At 73.4% G+C, this 19,043-nt stretch carries 20 protein-coding genes; 3 read left to right on the top strand and 17 right to left on the bottom strand.

Annotated elements, in window-relative coordinates; genetic code table 11:
• Positions 1–9: 9 nt before the first annotated feature.
• Complete coding sequence (locus CCO04_RS00380) at positions 10–702, bottom strand: hypothetical protein (protein ID WP_215812119.1); 693 nt, start codon at positions 700–702, stop codon at positions 10–12.
• A gap of 126 nt (positions 703–828) precedes the next feature.
• On the opposite strand from CCO04_RS00380, the gene CCO04_RS00375 reads away from it, so the two are divergent.
• Complete coding sequence (locus CCO04_RS00375) at positions 829–1,260, top strand: DUF2510 domain-containing protein (protein ID WP_215812118.1); 432 nt, start codon at positions 829–831, stop codon at positions 1,258–1,260.
• 3 nt (positions 1,261–1,263) lie between these two features.
• On the opposite strand, the gene CCO04_RS29565 is transcribed toward CCO04_RS00375, so the two are convergent.
• Positions 1,264–1,734, bottom strand: a complete 471-nt coding sequence (locus tag CCO04_RS29565) for an Lrp/AsnC family transcriptional regulator (RefSeq protein WP_215812117.1) — start codon at positions 1,732–1,734, stop codon at positions 1,264–1,266.
• 110 nt (positions 1,735–1,844) lie between these two features.
• Between CCO04_RS29565 and CCO04_RS00365 the strand changes: the two genes are divergently transcribed.
• On the top strand, positions 1,845–2,801 hold the full coding sequence (locus CCO04_RS00365) for a DMT family transporter (RefSeq protein ID WP_215812116.1): 957 nt from the start codon (positions 1,845–1,847) through the stop codon (positions 2,799–2,801).
• A gap of 13 nt (positions 2,802–2,814) precedes the next feature.
• Here CCO04_RS00365 and CCO04_RS00360 read toward each other — a convergent pair whose 3' ends face one another.
• From CCO04_RS00360 to CCO04_RS00325, 8 genes are read right to left on the bottom strand one after another with little or no spacing between them, the layout of a single operon-like run.
• Complete coding sequence (locus CCO04_RS00360) at positions 2,815–3,945, bottom strand: FAD-dependent monooxygenase (RefSeq protein WP_215812115.1); 1,131 nt, start codon at positions 3,943–3,945, stop codon at positions 2,815–2,817.
• Positions 3,946–3,975: 30 nt separating this feature from the next.
• The gene (locus CCO04_RS00355; RefSeq protein ID WP_215812114.1) at positions 3,976–5,454 is read right to left on the bottom strand and encodes an aldehyde dehydrogenase family protein; all 1,479 of its coding nucleotides are present in this window, start codon (positions 5,452–5,454) and stop codon (positions 3,976–3,978) included.
• The gene (locus CCO04_RS00350) at positions 5,451–7,112 is read right to left on the bottom strand and encodes a thiamine pyrophosphate-binding protein (protein WP_215812113.1); all 1,662 of its coding nucleotides are present in this window, start codon (positions 7,110–7,112) and stop codon (positions 5,451–5,453) included. Before CCO04_RS00350 ends, CCO04_RS00355 begins: the two co-directional genes overlap by 4 nt.
• A 27-nt stretch (positions 7,113–7,139) precedes the next feature.
• A complete protein-coding gene (locus CCO04_RS00345) occupies positions 7,140–7,925 on the bottom strand; it encodes an SDR family oxidoreductase (RefSeq protein ID WP_215812112.1) in 786 nt (261 codons plus the stop codon).
• Positions 7,926–7,930: 5 nt separating this feature from the next.
• Entirely contained in the window at positions 7,931–8,440 is a 510-nt protein-coding gene (locus CCO04_RS00340) for a cupin domain-containing protein (RefSeq protein ID WP_215812111.1), read from the bottom strand.
• Positions 8,437–9,270 carry an alpha/beta fold hydrolase gene (locus CCO04_RS00335; RefSeq protein WP_215812110.1) on the bottom strand — a complete coding sequence of 278 codons (834 nt, stop codon included), beginning with the start codon at positions 9,268–9,270 and terminating at the stop codon, positions 8,437–8,439. The genes CCO04_RS00340 and CCO04_RS00335 overlap by 4 nt, the downstream gene beginning before the upstream one ends.
• Positions 9,271–10,086 carry an aspartate dehydrogenase domain-containing protein gene (locus CCO04_RS29560; protein WP_215812109.1) on the bottom strand — a complete coding sequence of 272 codons (816 nt, stop codon included), beginning with the start codon at positions 10,084–10,086 and terminating at the stop codon, positions 9,271–9,273. It lies immediately after the preceding gene.
• Positions 10,083–11,015: a VOC family protein gene (locus CCO04_RS00325; protein ID WP_215812108.1), complete on the bottom strand. Its 933-nt coding sequence runs from the start codon at positions 11,013–11,015 to the stop codon at positions 10,083–10,085. Before CCO04_RS00325 ends, CCO04_RS29560 begins: the two co-directional genes overlap by 4 nt.
• Positions 11,016–11,116: 101 nt before the next feature.
• Between CCO04_RS00325 and CCO04_RS00320 the strand changes: the two genes are divergently transcribed.
• The gene (locus tag CCO04_RS00320) at positions 11,117–11,632 is read left to right on the top strand and encodes a MarR family winged helix-turn-helix transcriptional regulator (RefSeq protein WP_215812107.1); all 516 of its coding nucleotides are present in this window, start codon (positions 11,117–11,119) and stop codon (positions 11,630–11,632) included.
• A 14-nt stretch (positions 11,633–11,646) separates the two neighbouring features.
• Here CCO04_RS00320 and CCO04_RS00315 read toward each other — a convergent pair whose 3' ends face one another.
• From CCO04_RS00315 to CCO04_RS00285, 7 genes are read right to left on the bottom strand one after another with little or no spacing between them, the layout of a single operon-like run.
• Complete coding sequence (locus tag CCO04_RS00315; RefSeq protein ID WP_215812106.1) at positions 11,647–12,708, bottom strand: sugar phosphate isomerase/epimerase; 1,062 nt, start codon at positions 12,706–12,708, stop codon at positions 11,647–11,649.
• Positions 12,701–14,185 (bottom strand): FAD-binding oxidoreductase, encoded by a 1,485-nt coding sequence (locus CCO04_RS00310; RefSeq protein WP_215812105.1) that lies wholly within the window; start codon positions 14,183–14,185, stop codon positions 12,701–12,703. Before CCO04_RS00310 ends, CCO04_RS00315 begins: the two co-directional genes overlap by 8 nt.
• Positions 14,182–15,270 (bottom strand): sugar phosphate isomerase/epimerase, encoded by a 1,089-nt coding sequence (locus tag CCO04_RS00305; RefSeq protein ID WP_215812104.1) that lies wholly within the window; start codon positions 15,268–15,270, stop codon positions 14,182–14,184. Before CCO04_RS00305 ends, CCO04_RS00310 begins: the two co-directional genes overlap by 4 nt.
• Positions 15,267–16,109 carry an ATP-binding cassette domain-containing protein gene (locus CCO04_RS00300; RefSeq protein WP_215812103.1) on the bottom strand — a complete coding sequence of 281 codons (843 nt, stop codon included), beginning with the start codon at positions 16,107–16,109 and terminating at the stop codon, positions 15,267–15,269. Before CCO04_RS00300 ends, CCO04_RS00305 begins: the two co-directional genes overlap by 4 nt.
• Positions 16,106–17,146 carry an ABC transporter ATP-binding protein gene (locus CCO04_RS00295; RefSeq protein WP_215812102.1) on the bottom strand — a complete coding sequence of 347 codons (1,041 nt, stop codon included), beginning with the start codon at positions 17,144–17,146 and terminating at the stop codon, positions 16,106–16,108. The genes CCO04_RS00300 and CCO04_RS00295 overlap by 4 nt, the downstream gene beginning before the upstream one ends.
• Positions 17,143–18,006: an ABC transporter permease gene (locus tag CCO04_RS00290; protein WP_215812101.1), complete on the bottom strand. Its 864-nt coding sequence runs from the start codon at positions 18,004–18,006 to the stop codon at positions 17,143–17,145. The genes CCO04_RS00295 and CCO04_RS00290 overlap by 4 nt, the downstream gene beginning before the upstream one ends.
• Positions 18,003–19,043 carry an ABC transporter permease gene (locus tag CCO04_RS00285; RefSeq protein ID WP_215812100.1) on the bottom strand — a complete coding sequence of 347 codons (1,041 nt, stop codon included), beginning with the start codon at positions 19,041–19,043 and terminating at the stop codon, positions 18,003–18,005. The genes CCO04_RS00290 and CCO04_RS00285 overlap by 4 nt, the downstream gene beginning before the upstream one ends.

The raw sequence follows: 19,043 nt of genomic DNA, 5'->3' as shown, positions 1-19,043 counted from the left end.
GGTACGCCGCTACCGGCGCTCGGCGTAGCGCGCCCACTGGGCGTCGACGAACGCCGTGAGCAGGTCCCGCGCCTCGACCGCGCCGTCGTCGTCGAGGCCGACCGTCCGCCAGCTCAGCAGGTGCTGGCCGTCCCGGACGAGCACCCGGTACTCGTGCTCGTCGAGGGGCTCCTCCTCCTCGGACTCGTGGGTGAGCAGGTGGTAGGCGACCGCTTCGTCGCCCAGCGCCGGCGCCGCGTCCCGCACGACCTCGCGCGCCAGGTCGGTCTGACCCAGGAGCTCCAGGTTGAAGCCGTTCCCGCAGGCGTCGATCGTCTGGTCGACCGCGGCGAAGACCTTCTCGGCATCCTGGCCGGCGTACGTCAGCACCTGGATCTCGGCGTACGGCGAGATCCACGGCGGGCTGGCCCCGACGCGGTCCGCGTGGACCGGGTGCGGGTCGACCTTGATGAGCGATGCCAGCGGCTGGCACGACTCCGGGGCCGACAGGCGGTCGTCCACGATCCCGGTCCCCGGCTTGCGGTGCACCGTGGCGTCCCCGAGCTTCGCGCCCACCGGGAGCAGGATGTCCTCGATCTGGTCGACCGACAGCACCCCCGCGGGCTCGGCGGACCGAGCGTCGTCCTCTCCGTCGCCGCAGCCGCCCAAGGCGAGCGCGGCGACCAGGACCAGGCCGAGCAGCGGAACGGGACGACGACGCATCGACTACCTCTTTCGGGCCACCCTCCGGCGCGGACCTGACTGGCCTCGCCGCGGACGCACGCTATCGCCTGCCTGCCTCCGCCAATCTCCTGCGCGCCGCCGACACACGGCCCTAGCCTCACCCTCATGGAAGAGCAGGCACCGCGGGTCGTCCCGCCCGGGTGGTATCCGGACCCGAAGATGGCGGGCACCCAGCGCTACTGGGACGGCGAGGTGTGGACCGACAACGTCGCGCCCTTCGCGCCACTGCCGGCGCAGGCGCTCAACGCGGCGTCGACGAACCAGCTGGTCACCGGACTGGTGGTGGCGGCCTCCGTCGGCGGCGGCATCCTGAGCCAGCAGTCGGTGTCCGTCATGTCGGGCAGCGGCATCGTCTGGACCGGGGTCGCGATCTGCGTCGCGGCGTCGTTTGTGACCTGGGTGGTCAAGACGATCCCGGGATGGGCGCGGGTGATCTGCGTGCTCGTCGCGATCGGCGCGATCATCACAGGCTTCTCGGTCGAGCAGCAGCTCGACGAGCGACGCCAGGAGATCGGCAACATCCTCAACCAGCCCTAGCGCTCAGCCGCCGTCCACCGGCAGCGGCGAGACCGGCTTCGTCGTACCGAACGCGAAGGTGGTCTCGATCGAGGCGAGCGACGGGATGCCGCGCAGCCGGTCCCGCACGAACGCCTCGTACGCCGAGAACGACGGGACGACGACCTTCACCAGGTAGTCCTGGTCCCCCGCGAGGAGGTAGGCCTCGACGATCTGGGGCACCCCGCGCAGCTCCTCCTCGACCGCGTCGACGACGTCGGTCCCGTGCGAGGAGAGGGTGAGCCGGACGAAGGCGGTGATGCTCAGCCCGACCGCCTCGGGCGAGACGACGGCGCGGTAGCCGGTGATGACGCCGGCCTTCTCGAGGGCGCGGACGCGGCGCAGGCAGGGGGACGGCGAGAGGCCGACCCGGTCGGCGAGCTCCTGGTTGGTGAGGCGGCCGTCGAGCTGGAGCTCCAGCAGGATGTGGCGGTCGGTGTCGTCGAGGGTCGTCACGTGGCAGATTCTGCTACAGATCCACTGATTTGGGGCACGATTGGCAATCGCGTGCTCCGCCGATTTCCCTATCGTTGCTCCGCAGGTCGGATCAGCGAGAGGGCGACGACGTGGTGGGCGAGAGCAGTGCGCGGACGACGGGGTACGCCGCGCTGGCCATGACCGTGGTGCTGTGGTCGTCGTTCGCGTTGACCTCGCGCGGCATCGGTACGTCGAGCCTCACCGATGCCGACGCGGCGCTGATCCGGTTCGTCGTACCGCTGGTCCTGCTGGCGCCGCTGGTGCCGCGGACCGTGCGCGCCCTCGCCCGCGAACGTACGACGACCGTGCTGCTCCTGCTGGCCGGCGGACTGCCGCACTACCTGGTCATGGCGTTCGGCGCCGGCCTGACCAACGCGGGCCTGACCGGGCTGCTCGTGCCGGGCACGGTGCCGCTCTTCGTGACGCTGCTGCTCCTGCGCCGCCAGCGCGTCCCGGCCCGTGCGGTCGCCGCGCTCGCGACGATCGTGGCGGGCGTCGTCGCCAGCGCGACGCTGGTCGGCACGGACGGCGGCACCACCGGCATCGTGCTCCTGGTGGGCGCCGGCGCCATCTGGGCCTGCTACACGCTCGGCCTGCAGCGGACCGGCCTGGCGCCGCTCGAGATCGTCGTCGCGGTCTGCGCGCTGTCGGCGCTCGGAGGCCTGGTCCTCACCCTGTCCGGGCTGCTGCCCTCGCACCTGCTGAGCTCGCCGGGCACGGTCCGGGTCGGCGACGTGGTGACCTTCGCCGTGCTCCAGGGCATCGGGACCGGGCTGCTCTCCACGCTCTGCTACGCCCACGCCGTCCGGGCGCTCGGCAGCAGCGTCGCCGCCGTCGGGGGCGCGCTCAGCCCGGTCCTCACCGCTCTCGCGGCCGTCCCGCTCTTCGGCGAGACCATCGGCTGGGGGCTGGGCCTCTCGCTCGCCCTGGTCGTGACCGGCGTCCACGTCTTCAACCGGACGCCGCCGCTCCCACGGGTGCCGCGGGCACCGGCGCTCCCGGCATGGTCCCCGAATCTGCTGCGCCCCGTCGACGCGCGCCCCTAGCCTCCGGCGGGCGTCAGCCCAGCTCGGCGCTCCACGCGTCGTAGGCGTAGACCCAGTCGGCGTCGCCGGCCGTCTTGAGCCAGGTGTTGCCGCGCGAGCCGATCTGGATGCGGCTGGTGCGCGGCAGCCGGGCGGTCTCGTACGCCTTCAGGGCCTGCTCGACGCCGCCGAGCCCGCCGGCCACCGCGCGGGTGAGCACCACGGCGTCCTCGATGGACATCGCGGCGCCCTGCGCCATGAACGGCATCATCGGGTGCGCCGCGTCGCCCAGCAGGGTGGCGCGCCCGACCGACCAGCGGGGCAGAGGGTCGCGCACGTACAGGGCCGACTTGAGCACGCTGTCGCAGGCGTCGAGGAGCGCGCGGGCGTCCGGGTGGAAGTGCTCGTACATCGCGCGGAGCTCGACGACGTCGCCGGGCGTCGTCCACGACTCCTCGGTCCACGACTCCTGCGGGGTGGTCGCGAAGACGAAGGTGTCGCGGCCCCGGTTGAGCGGGAAGGTGACGATCTGGGTCTCCGGGTCGGGCCCCCACCACTTGGTGAAGGCGCCGAGGTCCGGCACGTCCAACCGCTCGGTCGGGACGACGGCGCGGAACGCGACGACGCCGGTGAAGTCCGGGCTCTCCTTGCCGAACAGGGCCGAGCGGACGCTGGAGTGGATGCCGTCGGCGCCCACGACGAGGTCGACCTCCGCGGCGGCACCGCCGTCGAACTCCAGGCGGACCGGGCCCGCGTCCTCCTGCGCGAGGCCGGTGAGGCGGTGGCCGAGCCGGATCACCTCGGCCGGCAGCGCGGTCTCGAGCGCCGAGAGCAGGTCGGCGCGGTGGATGGTCAGCTGCGGGGCGGCGTACTTGCGCTCGGCGGCGTCGCCCATCTCCAGGCGCGAGGTCTCCTCGCCGCTGTCCCACGTCCGGCTGATCCGGTACGACGGCCGCGCGGCCGTGTCCCGGATCGCGGCGCCGACGCTGCCCCCGAGCCCGTCGAGGGCCCGGACCGCGTTCGGCGTCAGGTTGATGTCCGCGCCGACCCGGCCGAACTCGGGTGCCTGCTCGAACACCGTGACCTCGATGCCCTGGGCGCGGAGCCCGATCGCGGCGGCCAGACCACCGATGCCGCCTCCGACGATGCCGACGTGCACGCTCATTTCTCGTCCTGCCCTTTCGATCGCAATCGGTCAGTCGGCCCAGGCGATCGGCCCGGACGTCCCCAGATAGATGCTCTTCTGACGTTGGTACGCGCGGATCACGCCGAGACCCTTCTCGCGCGTCGAGCCGCTGTCCTTGACCCCGCCGAAGGGCGAGGCGATCGACAGCTGCTTGTAGGTGTTGACCCACACCGTGCCGGCGTCGATGGCCCGGCCCAGGCGCCAGGCGCGGGCGAAGTCGCGGGTCCAGATGCCGCAGGCGAGGCCGTAGGCCGTGTCGTTGGCGGCCGCGACGAGCTCGGCCTCGTCGCGCCAGCGCAGCGCGACCAGGACCGGGCCGAAGACCTCCTCGCGGACGATCTCGGCATCGGCCGGGAGCCCGTCGATCACGGTCGGGCGCAGGTAGCTGCCGGCCGCCAGCGCGGGGTCGTCCGGCCGCACGCCGCCGGCCCGCAGCGTCCCGCCCGCGGCGAGCCCGCCGGCGATGAAGCGCTCGACGGAGTCGCGGTGCGAGGCGGTGATGAGGGGGCCGAGCTGGGTGCCCTCGGCCCGGGGGTGCCCGACCCGCAGGGCGTCGGCCCGCTCCGCGATGCGGGCGACGACCTCGTCGTACACGCTGTCGTGGACGAACAGCCGCGAGCCGGCGATGCAGGACTGACCCTGCGAGCTGAAGATGCCGAAGAGGATGCCGTTGACCGCGAGGTCGAGGTCGGCGTCCGGCAGCACGATCGTGGGTGACTTGCCGCCGAGCTCGAGCGACGTCGTCTTGAGCAGGCCGGCGGCGGTGGCCGCGAGGGCCCGGCCGGTGTCGGTGCCGCCCGTGAACGACAGGTGCCCGACGCCGGGGTGCTCGACCAGCGCCTGGCCGACCGTCCGGCCCGGCCCGGGGAGGACGCTGACCAGCCCCTCGGGCAGCCCCGCCTCCAGCAGCAGCGCACCCAGCTCGAGCGCGAGGAGCGGCGTCCACGCGGCGGGCTTGAGGACCACGGCGTTGCCGGCGGCCAGCGCGGGCGCGACCTTCTGGGCGTCGGAGGCGATCGGGCTGTTCCACGGGGTGATCGCGCCGACCACGCCGATCGGCTCGTGCACGGAGAACGCGAGGTAGTCGCCGCGGGAGGGCGGGATCGCCCCCTCCTCGGTCTCGAGCACGGCGGCGACGTAGCGGAACGTGCCGGCGGCGCTGGCGACGAGCGCCCGGGTCTCGGCCAGCGGCTTGCCGTTGTCGCGGCTCTGGAGGACGGCGAGCTGCTCGCTGCGCGCCTCGATCAGGTCCGCGGTGCGCGCCAGGTAGCGGGCCCGCTGGTGCGGGAGCATCGCGCGCCAGGCGGCGGCCGACCGCGCCGCCGTACCGCGGCGGACGGCGGTGTCGACGTCGTCCGGCGTCGCGCCGGCCAGGGTGGCGACGGTGGTGCCGTCGGCGGGGTCGGTGGCGACCAGGTCGGCGCCCGAGCCGACCACCCACTCGCCGCCGACGAGGATCCGCCCCTGCGGGGCCAGACGATCGGTCATGATGCTGCTCCTGGGACGTGGACGGGCGGGGTGAACGGCCGCGGCATCGGCGGGTACGACGCGAGGTCGACCTCGACGACGACCGGGCCGCCGTGCGCGACGGCCTGCTCGAAGGTCGCGGCGACGGCGCCGGGCTCGGTGATGCGCAGATGGGTGAGGCCCATCGAGCCGCAGAGCGCGGCGTAGTCGGGGGTCAGCAGGTCGACGCCGGAGCGCGGCCGGCCGAGCGACTCCTGCATGTTGCGCAGCACGCCGTAGCCGCCGTCGTTGAACACGACGAGCACCAGCCACGGCGCCTCCTGCGCCAGCGTGGTCAGCTCGCCCAGGTGGACGGCGAGCCCGCCGTCGCCGACGATGCCGACGGTCGGGACGTCCGGGCGCGCGAGCGCCGCGCCGATGGCCATGCCGAGCCCCTGGCCGATGCCGCCGCCGCGGGGGAAGACGTTGCTGCGCACGTCGTGCATCTCGAGCAGGCGGTTGCCCCACGCACTGGACGCGATGGTGACGTCGCGCGCGACGACGGCGTCCCGAGGCAGCACCTTGCGCAGCGCGTCGGCGAACAGGGCGTGCTCGCCGAGCCCGGCCCGCTGCGTCTCGCGCACCGTGGCCCGGGTGACCCGCACCCGCTCGGCCCACGCCGACCGGGGCTGCGCGGCGGCGGCGACCAGGCCGTCGAGGACCGCGTCCAGGAAGGTCGCGGCATCGCCGACGACACCCAGCGTCGCCGGGAACACCCGTCCGATCGCAGCCGGGTCGAGGTCGACCTGCACGTGCTCGGCCGGGACGACGAGCCCGTAGTCGCCGGTCTCGTTGGACCGGAAGTGCGTGCCGATGCTGAGCAGCAGGTCGGCGTCGGCCAGCAGCGCGCGCCCGGCCGGGGCGGTGGCGTAGTTGCCCACGCACAGCTCATGGTCCTCGGGGACGCCGCCGCGGCCGGAGTTGCTGGTGAACAGGGCCGCGCCGGTCAGCTCGACCAGGCGGCGCAGCGGGGCGCCGGCCCGGGCGACGCCGCCGCCGGCCCAGATCGCCGGGCGCTCGCTGGCCCGCAGCAGGCTGATCACCTCCGCGACGCGGACCGGGTCGACGGGCTCCGGCTCCGTCGCGGCCGGTTCCGGCGCGGCGGGCAGCGCGCCGGGGACGGCGTACTGCAGGTCGATCGGCCACTCGACGCTGACCGGGCCGCCGGGCGCGGCCAGCGCGTGCCCGACCGCCTCCGCCAGGACGGCGCCGGCGGTCGCGGTGTCGCGGATCGTCGCGGCGTGCTTCGAGACGGCGGCCAGCATGCCGAGCTGGTCCTTGGTCTCGTGGATGAAGCCGCGACCCGAGCCGAGGTAGGGGGTGTCGACCTGCCCGGTGACGTGCAGGACCGAGGTCCCCGCGCTGAGCGACTCGACGAGCGAGCCGGCGGCGTTGCCGGCTCCGGTGCCGGTGCTGGTGAGCGCGCAGCCCAGCCCGCCGCGGGCCCGGGCGTACCCGTCGGCCGCGTTGACTGCGGTCGCCTCGTGCCGCACGGGCACGAACCGCAGGTCGCGGGCGACAGCCTCGACCAGCGGCAGGTTGTGGACGCTGACGATGCCGAACACCGTGTCGACGTCGTGTCGGCGCAGCAGGTCGACGAGCAGGTCGCCGCCGGTGCGGGCCGGTGCCGGGCTGGTCATGGTGCTCCTTCGGGAGAGAGGGGTGGGTCAGAACAAGCCGCGGGACACGCCGCCGCAGACGTCGAGCGCGGCGCCGGTCACGTACGACGACCGGGGCGACAGCAGGAACGCGATCGCCGCGGCGACCTCGTCGGCCCGGCCGAAACGGCCGAGCGCGATCCCGCGGTCGGTGGCGATGTCGTGCTCCCAGGCGGCGTAGTCGCGCTCGTCGCCCGAGCTCTCGTAGCGCCGGCGCCACTGGCCGGTGTCGACGAGGCCGAGGCACACCGAGTTCACCCGGACGCCGCGCGCGGCGTACTCGAGCGACATCGACTTGGTGAGGTTGAGCAGCCCGGCCCGCGCCGCCGACGTCGTCACCAGCCGCGGCTCGGGCTGCTTGGCGAGGACGGCGTTGACGTTGACCACCGACGCGGCGGCGGACTTCTCCAGCCACGGCAGCGCCTCGCCGAGCACGTTGAGGACGCTGCTGAACTTGAGGTCGAGCTCGTCGAGGAAGTCGGCGGCGACGACATCCGCGAGGCCCGCCATCCGGGACTGCCCGGCGTTGTTGACGACGCCGTCGAGGCCACCGAAGGCCTCCCCCGCCGCGGCGACGAGCGCCGCCACGGCGGTGGCGTCCCGGACATCGCAGACCTGGGTCAGCAGGCGCTCGGGCGCCCCGAGCGATGCCGCCGCGGAGTCGAGCGCGTCGGCGCGACGCCCGCACGTGACCACGCGCGCGCCCTCGGCCAGGAGCAGCTCGACGGTGGCGAGTCCCACCCCCGAGCTGCCCCCGGTGACGAGGTAGGTGCGGCCGTGCAGCCCCAGGTCCACCGGGATCAGTCCCGGGTGACGCCGTGCATGGCCGACGTCTCGGGGTAGGTCGGGACCTGCGGCTTCTGGGCGCCGATGACGACGCAGAAGAGGGCGTCGCGCTCGCCGTTGTTCTTCAGGCTGCGCGGGACGCCGGCCGGGACGACGATCATGTCGCGGTAGCCGAGGGTGCGCTTGACCACCTGGCCGTCGCGGTGGATGCCGACCTCGACCTCGCCCTCGAGGACGAAGAAGGCCTCCTCGGCGTCGTGGTGGGTGTGCTCGGGGCCCTCGGCGCCCGGCGGCAGCAGCATGTTCGAGAACGTGAACCCGCGGGAGGTGATCGTGCGGTGGTCGCTCTCGTGGTTGCCGGTGGCGCCGGAGCCCACGTAGCGGATCTGGGCACGGCGGAACTGGTCGCCGGCCTTGGCCTGGAAGCCCAGGGTGTCCCAGTCCTCGTGGCGGGTCGCCTTGGTGAGGATGAGGGAGTCGGTGAACTCCGCCAGGTCGGCGGCGGTGTCGTACTGCAGGGTCATCGGATGTTCCTCTCGTGGATTCGTGCATCGGGGTCGAGGTCGCCGGGCAGCGCGGCGGCCACGAGGTCGGCCGCGCGGGTGAACCCGCGGAGCCAGGCGTTGACCAGGGCAGGGCGCTCCTGGTTGGCGAGGTGTCCGGCGCCCGGGACGAGCGCGAGCGCGGCCCCCGGGATCCGGTCCGCGATCTCCCGGGCCCGTGCGGGTCCGGTGACCTCGTCGGCGGCACCGGCCAGGACGAGCGTGGGGGCGACGATCCGGGCGACGTCCTCGGTCAGGTCGGTCGTCGCCATCACCGCGGCCGCCGAGGAGTAGCCCGCCGGGCGCAGCGCGGCGGCCATCGTGCCGACGACCTGCTCGACGAGCTGCGGGTCGGCCCCCGGCGAGAGCAGTCGCGGCCCGCGCCGGCGCGCCAGGCGGGCGCTGCCCACGCGCTCGAGCTCGGCGACGCGCTCGTGCATCTGCTGGGCCCGCTCGGGGTCGACCCCCGAGCCGAGGCTGGCGCCGATCACGACCAGGCTGCGCACCAGCGCCGGCCGGGTCGCGGCCGTGCGCAGCGCGAGGACGCCTCCCCACGAGACGCCCACGAGGTGCACCGGCTGGTCGCCGAACCGGTCGCGGGCCAGCGCCTCGACCCGGGCGACGTACCCGTCGATGTCGAGCGGGTCCTCGGGGTCCGAGGACGCCGCATAGCCCGGGGCGTCCCAGGCGACCATCCGCAGCTCGTCGGCGAGGGCCGCGAGCTGCGGCCGGAAGGCGACAGACGAGGAGCCGATGCCGTGCAGCAGGACGGTCGGAGCCCCGGTTCCGGCCTGCCGGAAGGCGAGGACCACCTAGACCACCCCGCTGGGCCGGCCCACCAGGGCGGCGAGCGAGCGGATCACGGCGTGCGGGACGACGCCGCTGGTGCGGGGGTTCTGCGGTGACGGGAGGTTCTCGATCGTGAACGTGTAGCGGCCGGCGGCGCCCTCGGCGACCACCCGGTGACAGGTCAGCTCGGCGGCAGGGTCGGCGACCAGGCGGACGTCGACGAGATCGAAGTCGCCGGCCACCCAGCCGAGGGTCGCCGCGACGTTGAGGGAGCGCGGGAACAGCCGGGTCGCCTCGCGAGCGCTGCCGCGGAACACCTCGACGGGCTCGGTGGTGACCCGCAGCAGGTCGACGTCGTGGTCGTCCATCCAGGGCTGCACGAGGGTGGCCGGCAGCTTGCTGGTGGTCACCTCGACCCGGGTCAGCGGGCCGTGCGCCGCGGCGGAGGAGAGGATGTCCAGCCCGCCGATGGCACCGGCGGTGAGCAGGAAGCGGCCCGGGCCCGCGGCGCGGACCGCGGCAGCCAGGTCGGGGTCGGTCAGGGCGCCCACCGAGGTGATCAGCAGGTCGATCCCGCGCTCGAGGATCTCGACCGCGCGCTGGGCGACGACCGCCTGACCGGCGCACTCCACCACGACGTCGGCCTCGTCGAGCGCCGCGTCCATCCGCAGCTGGGGCACCCCGAGGTCGCCGACCGGCTGGCCGTCGACGACGCCCACCGGGACGACGCCCGGCACGTCACCGCGCAGGAGCGCCGCGATGACGCTCGCGCCGATCGCCCCGCCGCCGATCACGGCGACGCGGATCGGTTCGGCGGTCCGCGCGGTCCGCGCGGTCACGGCGTCACCAGGCCGGCGGCGTCCACCGCGAGCGCGCCGCGGTCCTCGATGCCGGCCATGTGGGTGCGGACGTCCGTCGACGGCGGGCCCGCCGTCCCCCACAGGTCGGACAGCTCGGGCACCCGGCGCCACACGCGGCACAGCCACTGGTCCTCGACGACCTGGGCGACGTCGGAGGTGTACTCGCAGACGAGACCGGCCGGGTCGGCGAAGTAGGAGAAGGTGTTGTTGCCCGGGCCGTGCCGGCCCGGTCCCCACAGCGGGGTGATCCCGTGGTGCTTCAGGGAGCCGATGCCCCGCATGAAGTGGTCCATCGAGCCCATCTCGTAGGCGACGTGGTTGACCGAGGTCCAGGCCGCCTGGTTGAAGGCGATGCTGTGGTGGTCGGTGTTGCACCGCAGGAAGGCCATCTGGTGCTCGGACCAGTCGGAGACCCGCATGCCGAGGACCTGCGTGTAGAAGGCGACGGCGCGGTCGATGTCGACGGTGTTGAGCACGACGTGGGTGACGCCGACCGGGACCGGGAGGTCCCGGCTGCGCGGCGTGACGGAGTGGGTGTCGGCGCTGAGCTCGACCCGGCGTCCCTCGGGGTCGACCAGGACCAGGCCGTAGCCGGCCGCGGGGTCGTCGAGAGGGCCGGGCTCGCGCAGCAGCGGCACGCCCTGGGCCACGAGCCGGCGCGCCGCGGCGTCGACCTCGGCGGGCGTACGGACCGCGAAGCTGATCCGGCCGAGCGCGTTGCGCTCGGAGCGGCTGAGCTGGAGCACGTGGTGCTGGGCGCCCGTGCCGCGCAGCCAGGTGTCGTCGCTGTCGCGCTCGACGACCGAGAGACCCCAGACCTCGGAGTAGAAGTCACTGCACGCGGCGACGTCCGGGACGCCGAGCTGGACCGACCGCAGCGAGTGCAGTCGTACGACGGGCTGATCCATGTCCGCTCCTTTGCTTAGGTCTTAATCTTTAAGGACTTAATGATTAACTGTCAAGCATGTTGGCTGGAAGAAGTTGCCGAAACGTCGTTAACATCCGCTCCATGGCCGCCCAGGACGCTGAGCTCTCCGACGTCGACCGGTTCGTGCAGCAGTGGCGCGAGCAGCGCCCGGACCTCGACCCCTCGCCGATCGCGCTCTTCGGCCGCGTGCACCGCGTCTACCTGCGCTACCAGGCCGTCATCACCCGGTCCTTCGAGGACTTCGGCCTCAACCCCGCCTCGTTCGACGTGCTCGCGGCACTGCGCCGGGCGGGCGCGCCGTACCGGATGTCGGGCACCGAGCTGGCCGCGGAGTCGCTGCTGTCGTCGGCGGGCATCACGTTCCGGCTCGACAAGCTCGAGCAGGCCGGACTGATCACCCGGATCCGCGACACCCACGACCGCCGGGTGGTCCACTCCCAGCTCACGCCCGAGGGCCTGGCGCTCATCGACGAGGCCATCGGGACCCACCTGGCCAACGAGCACCACCTGCTGGCCGGCATCGACGCCGCCGATGCCGACCAGCTCGCCGCTCTGCTGCAGCGGCTCGAGGACTCGATCCTCGCCGCCCAGCCGTAGCAGCGGCCGCGTCGTCACACCGCGTCCGCACCGATCTGCGCGGCGACGGCGCGCAGGTGCGCGACGCTGTCGAGCACGAACCGCTCGCGTTCCTCGTCGTCGGCCGGCTCGGCCAGCGACGCGAGCGAGCGACGCTCCCCCCGGGCGACGGCGGCCTCGTGCTCGCGCGCGAGGCGGACCAGCTCGGCCAGCTCGACCGTCGTCATGTCGGGCTGGCCGGCGTGCCAGAGCGGGTCGTGGATCGGGATCGGCAGCTGGAAGCGCCGGCCCATGATGCCCTCGATCGACAGCGCCCGCCGGGGCGCGGCCACCAGCGCCGACAGCAGCGCCGGCCAGTCGATGACGCCCTGACCGCACGGTGCGAGCACCCGGCACAGGCCCTGCTCGGTGAAGAACAGCGCGCCGTCGCGCACGTGCGTCTGCCGCGTGTACGGCGCGACCCGGCGCGCCGCGGCGACCGGGTCCTCCCCGCGGATCAGCACGTTGGCCGTGTCGAAGGTGATCCCGAACGCGTCGGGACCCGCCTCCTCGACCAGACGGACGAGCTCGAAGGTGGTGATCTCCTCGTGCGTCTCGATGTTGAGGTGCGAGCCGTGCTCGCGCAGCACCGGGCCGATCTCGGCCATCACCTTGCCGGTCGCGCGCAGCTGGTCGTTCCAGGTGACGTCGGTGCGGTAGCGGTCGCACGCGAGCCGGCCGGCGAGGTCGAACTTGTAGTTCGCCGTCGCCGCCCAGATCTCGTGGATGCCGGCGGCCGCGCAGGCCGCCACGATCCGCTCGACGCCGGTCAGGTAGTCGCCGTCGCCGAGCACCCGGATCTCCGGGGTCTCCGGCGCCGCGAAGGGGTTGATCTTCGCGGCACCGACCTCGAGGTAGAGGCCCAGCTCGTCGGCCTGCTGCCGCAGCGCGGTGAGCTCGCCGACGTCCAGCGTCGGGCTCAGCTCGAGGGCCGACCTGAAGAAGACTCCCTCCAGGCCGGCCTTCGCCGCACGCTCCAGCAGCCAGGCGGCGTCGGTGCCCGGCGGCGCCGGGAACTTCGAGCTGTCCGTCCCGATCCGGAAGACCGGTTCAGGCACCGGCATCGTCAGTGCCCTTCTCGTCCCCCTCGCCGTCGGCGTGGTCCGAGAGGTCCACGAGACCGCGGCGGAAGACGTTGTGCGGGTCGTACTCCCGCTTCACCGCCACCAGCCGGTCGTACTTGTCGCCGTAGGCGTAGCGCGCGGCCGACTCGTCGCCGGCGACGCTCGTGAAGTTGATGTACGTGCCGTTCTTGTACGGGTCCATCTCGGCGTCGAAGGCCGAGACCCAGTCCATCAGCTCCGGCGCCTCCGACGGGAACTCCCACTCGGCACCCGCGCTCGCCATGAACTTCGCCGAGGTGCGGTCGCTGGTCGAGGTGGCCATCGGGTCGACCCGCGCCGCCTGCCCACCGCGGGGGTAGAGCTGGTACGGGCAGGCGAAGTGCGGTGCGATCGTCGAGCGCGCCTGGAGCGGCCGGCCCGGGTAGGCGTCGGACCACTTGAGCACCGTGTCGATGGCCTCGTCGGGGAACTCGTTGAGCATGCTGTTCTTCCAGTACCGGCGCACGCCGTACCGGAAGTCGTCGTCGCACGCACCCTGGAGCTCGACGTGCGGCGCCTGGTACTCGGTGCTCCACACCGGCGAACCGGCGCCGATCATGGCGTCGGTGAGCCGGCGGCTCTCGTCGGCGTCACCCCAGTGGATGGTGGCGACCGAGACGACCTGGCTGCCCCGGTACTTCGCGGGCACGACGGTCCAGAAGTCCGGCACCTCGACCGTGCGGGCGTAGGTGACGACGTTGTCCGGCGCGTCGTAGCTCCAGTCGCGGAAGTGCTGCAGGACGCGCTTGCGGTCCTCGCCCACGTAGAACGCCTGGCGCACGTTGGCCTTCATCGTGAAGGGCGTGTAGCGGAAGGTGAACTTGGTCGCGATGCCGTAGTTGTGGCCCGCGCCGCGCACCGCCCAGAACAGCTCGGGGTGCTCGTTCTCGTTGACGGTCAGGATCCGGCCGTCGGCGACGACGAACTCGACCTCGACCACGTGGTCGGTGGTCAGGCCGTACATCCGCGACAGGTAGCCGGTTCCGCCGCCGAGCGTGAGGCCGGCGACGCCGGTGTGCGAGACCGTCCCTGCCGGGACGACGACGCCGTGCTCGGCGCACGCGCGGTCGAGGTCGCCCAGCCGGCAGCCGGCCCCGGCGGTGACCGTGCCCGCGGCGTGGTCGAAGGTGACGTCCTTCATCGGGCCGGTGTCGAGCAGCACGGCGCCGTCGATGACGGCCGTGCCGGCGAGGTTGTGGCCGCCGCCGCGGACGGTGACCTCGAAGCCGTTCTGCAGGCACCAGGTCAGGGCGCGCGAGACGTCCTGCGCCGTCCGGCACGACACGATCGCCGCCGGGGAGCGGTCGATGTCGGCGTTCCAGACGTGGCGCTCCAGGTCGTAGTGGCGCTCTCCGGGCAGGATCACAGGGCAGTCGACGGCGCTCTTCAGTCCGGCGATGTCGGCCTGCGTCGCACTCGCGGTCGTGCTCATGGGATGTACTCCTTCGTCGGTTGGGTGTGGTCTCCGGCAGCGGTGACGCTGCGGAGGTGCCCGGCACTTCGGCGGAGGAATTCCTCCCGCGTGAACAGCCCGCCCGCCCGCAGCGACGCTGCGTCGGGACGATCGAATGAGCGGACGTGGTGCTCGTAGGCACCGACGCGGTCGAGGACCGCGTCAAGCTCCAGGGGATCCAGGTCGGGGTGCGCGGCCCGCCAGCGCGGGTCGTCGTGCCAGACCTGCATCGCCGGCTGGTGGGGACCTGCCGGCTCGATGGTCAGGTGGAGGTCGGGGTTGGCGCCGAGCAGCACGCCGAGCACCTCGGCCCAGTCGATGACGCCCTCGCCGCACGGCACCAGGTAGCGGTCGAGCGCCTCCGGTCCCGGGACGAGCGCGACGTCGCGCAGATGGCACATCCGGGTGTACGGCGCCACCCGGCGCGCAGCCGCCTCGGCCGTCTCGCCGTGCACGTAGACGTTGGCGCTGTCGAAGGTGATGCCGATGACGTCGGGCCCGACCGCCTCGACGAGGCGCACCACCTCGGGGGTGGCGATCTCCTCGTGCGTCTCGAGGTTGAGGTGCGACCCGCAGTCGCGCAGCACCGGCGCCAGCTGCAGCAGCAGCCGCTCGGTCGCCGCCATCTGGTCGGCCCACGGGGCGTCGCGCCGGTAACGGTCGTTCTTGTGCAGCCCGGGCAGCCCGGCCTGGAAGTTCCCGGTCGCCGTCCAGAGCTCGTGGCAGCCGATGGCGGCCGCGGCCTCGATCATGCGCTCCATGCCGGTGAGGTAGCTGCCGCCGCCGAGCCGGCGGATCTCGGGCAGCTCGGCGGTCATGTAGGGGTTGACCTTGCCGACGCCCAGCTGGAGGTACAGCCCCTGCCCGGCGGCCGCGTCGGCGACCTCGCGGAGCAGGCCGGCGTCCAGCGTCGGCGAGAGCTCGTAGAGCGTCCGGAGCAGGACGCCGTCGAGGCCCTGCGCCGCGGTGTCGGCGAGCACCTCGGCCCACGACGCCTCGACGGTGCCCTTGAGGGCGCGGTGCGGCGACGGCAGCTTGACGTCGGCCCCGACGCGGGCGCTCATGCGGACCTCCGCTCGGCCGCCGCGGCGGCCCGCCGGGCACGGTCGCGCTCCGGGTCGGGGATCGGGATCGCGGCCAGCAGGCTCTTGGTGTAGTCGTGCTGCGGCCGGTCGAAGACGTCGGCGCACGCGCCGTTCTCGACCACCACGCCGTGCTGCATCACCATCACCTCGTGGCACAGGTGGCGCACCAGGGCCAGGTCGTGGGCGACGAAGACCACCGCGAGACCGAGCTTCTGCTGCATGTCGAGCAGCAGGTTGACCACCTGCGCCTGCACCGACACGTCGAGCGCGGACACCGGCTCGTCGCAGACCAGGACGCGCGGCCCGACGGCGAGCGCGCGGGCGATCGCGATCCGCTGGCGCTGGCCGCCGGAGAACGACCGCGGGAAGCGGTCGAGGATCGCGGCATCGAGGCCGACGAGCTCGAGCACCTCGACCACGCGGTCGCGGCGGGCCTGCTTGGTCCGCGCCACCCGGTGGATGTCGAGACCCTCGCCGACGATCGACTCGACGGTCATCCGCGGGTTCAGGCTGGAGTACGGGTCCTGGAAGACCATCTGGACGTCGCGCCGGAACCGGCGCCGGGTCTCCCGGTCGGCGCCGGCGAGCGGCACCCCGTCGAACAGCACCTCGCCCGCCTCGGCCCGCTCCAGGCCGACGACGCAGCGCAGGGTGGTGGACTTGCCGCTGCCGGACTCGCCCACGATGCCGAGGATCGCGCCGGGCGCGACCGCGAAGCTCACGTCGTCGACGGCACGCTGCGTCTCGCGGCGCGAGCCGAACGTCTTGGTCAGGCCCTGCGCGGCCAGGATCGGCGGCACGCTGGTCGGTTCACTCATCGGGTTCCCTCTCCCGCCAGGGCGAGCGGGTGGTGGCAGGCGACGTCGGCGGGGCCGAGGCGTCGTACCTCGGGCAGGGTCACGGCGCAGTCGGCCTCGGCACGGGCGCAGCGGGGATGGAACGCGCACCCGCCGGGGCGCGAGGTCGGCTGCGCGGGGCTGCCGGCGATCGGGGCGAGCGCCCCGTCGCGGTCGACCCGCGGCACCGAGGCCAGGAGCCCGGACGTGTAGGGGTGGCGCGGGCTGCGGTAGAGGTCGTGCACCGGGCCGCTCTCGACGCCGCGGCCGGCGTACATCACGGCCACCCGGTCGGCGAACCCGGCGACCAGGCCGAGGTCGTGGGTGATCAGGACGACGCCCATGCCGAGCTCGACGACGAGCGAGTCGATGAGCGAGAGCACCTGCTCCTGGACGCGGACGTCGAGCGCCGTCGTGGGCTCGTCGGCGATCAGCAGGTCCGGGTGGGCGACGATCGCCATCGCCAGGCAGACCCGCTGCCGCATGCCGCCGGAGAACTCGTGCGGGTAGGCCCGCATCCGGCGCGCGGCGTCCGGGATGCCGAGCCGGTCGAGCGTCTCGACCGCGCGGCGGCGCGCCTCGGCCCGGCCCACGCCGTGCACCCGCAGCGACTCCATCACCTGGCTGCCGATCGTGCGCACCGGGTTGAGGGTGGTCATCGGGTCCTGGAGCATCAGGCCGATCCGGTCGCCGCGACGGGCCCGCATCGCGCGGGCGTCGAGGGTCAGCAGGTCGGTCCCGTCGAGCACGACCTCGCCGCGCACGGTGGCACGGTGGTCGAGCCGGAGCAGGGCCCGGGCCGTGACGGACTTGCCGGACCCGGACTCGCCGACCAGCGCGACCCGCTCGCCGCGGGCGACGGTCAGGTCGAAGCCGGAGACGATCTCCACGGGTCCGGTAGGACCCGGGTAGCTCACGGTCAGGTCCCGGACCTCCAGGAGCGGCCGGGGCGCGAGGTCCTCGCCCGGCGCCGGGACGGGTACCTCCATGTTGAGGCTCACGGTGTCGAGACCTTTCATGACAGCGTCGCGTCGGGGTGGTTGCGGTTGCGCAGCGAGTCGCCCGTCAGCGCGAAGGCGAGCGCGGTGAGGGTGATGAGCAGGCCGGGGACGACGGAGATCCACCAGGCGCTGGTGAGGTAGCGCGAGCCGGTCTCGACCATCGCTCCCCACTCGGCGCTGGGCGGCTGCGCGCCGGCGCCGACGAAGGAGAGGCCGGCCATGATGAGCGTCGCTCCGCCGATCTCCAGCGTGGCCTGGACGTAGACGCCGTCGAGCGAGTTGGGCAGGACGTGGCGCAGCATGACCCGCCACCGGCCGGCGCCGAGGACGCGCGCGGCCTCGACGTACGGCGAGGTGATGACGGTCCGCATCTCGGCCCGGGCGATGCGGGCGAAGCCCGGCCACCAGGCCACGACCATCGCGATCACCGCCGAGCGCAGGCTGGGCCCGAGCGCGACGGCCACGCCGAGCGCCATCACCATCACGGGCAGCGACAGCGTGATGTCGCAGAACCTCATCAGGATGTCGTCGACCCAGCGGCCGCCGATCGTGGCCACCGAGGCGACGAGGATCCCGATCAGCGCGGCACCGGCGACGGCCATCAGGGCGCCGAGGATCGACGCGCGCGCACCGGCGAGGGCCCGGCTCAGCACGTCGCGCCCGAGCCCGTCGGTACCCAGCGGGTGGGCGGCCGAGGGCGGCTTGAGGGCCTGGCCGAGGTCGACGAAGTAGGGATCGTGCGGTGCGAGCAGCGGGCCGAGGATCGCGAGCAGGAGCAGCAGGACGACGGTGCCGTAGGCGATCCGGTCGATCCAGGGGATCCGGCGGCGCACCCGGCGTGCCCGGGGCACGGCGTGGCTGGCGGCAACGGCGGTCATGCGGAGGCCCTCCGGGTCTCGAGCAGGCGGACGCGTGGGTCCGCGGCGAGCTGGACGAGGTCGACCACGAGGCCGACGATGGTGACGATCACGCCGACGACGAGCACCATCCCGAGCACGGCGAACGTGTCCTTCTGGGCGACGGCCTGGGTCAGGTAGCTGCCGAAGCCGGGGCGGCTGAACACCGTCTCGACCATCACGGCGCCGCCCATCATCCAGCCGACCTGCAGCCCGATCAGGGTGCTGACCGGGGCGACCGAGTTGCGCAGTCCGTGCTGCAGCAGCACCGTGCGCTCCCGGGCGCCCTTGGCCCGCGCCGCCGTCACGTGGTCGGCCTCCAGAGCAGTGATCATCGAGCCGCGCACGACCCGGATGACGAAGGACATGAACGGGATCGCGAGCACGGCCGCGGGGAGGATCAGGTGCGCCAGGGCGTCGGAGAAGGCCGTCACGTTGCCCGCGAGCAGGCTGTCGACGGTGAGGAAGCCGGTGCGCCGGGGCACGTCCACGCCGAGGGTCGAGACCCCGGAGATGGGCACCACGCCGAGCTTGCGGCCGATCACCGTCTGGGCGATCATCGCGAGCCAGAACGTCGGCAGGGCGCCGCAGAAGATCGCCGCGAGCCGTACCGAGTTGTCGGTCCGGGTGCGGTGCCGGGCGGCGGCCCACACCCCGAGCGGGACGCCGCAGGTCAGGTTGATGACCATGGCGAGCCCGACGAGCTCGAGGGTGTAGGGGATCAGCTGCTGCAGGTCGCCCAGCACCGGCTGGAACGTGAAGATCGACGTGCCGAGGTCGCCGTGCAGCAGCCGCCCGAGGTACGCGAGGTACTGCCGGATCAGGGACTCGTCGAGACCCAGCCGCTGGCGCACGACCTCCACCTGCTCGGGGGTAGCCGTGACGCCGGCGGCGGCCTGCGCCTCGTCGCCGGGGATCGCCTTGATCAGGACGAAGACGATCGTGACGACCCCCCACAACGTGGTGACCAGCAGCGCGAGGCGCCGCGTGAGGTAGCGGGCGAGGAGCGAAGGAGCCAT

It is taken from the genome of Pimelobacter sp. 30-1, assembly GCF_018831735.1.
Classification (GTDB): Bacteria; Actinomycetota; Actinomycetes; order Propionibacteriales; family Nocardioidaceae; genus Nocardioides.
Note: the sequence above shows the minus strand (reverse complement) of the source record. Positions and strands in the feature narration are given on the sequence as shown.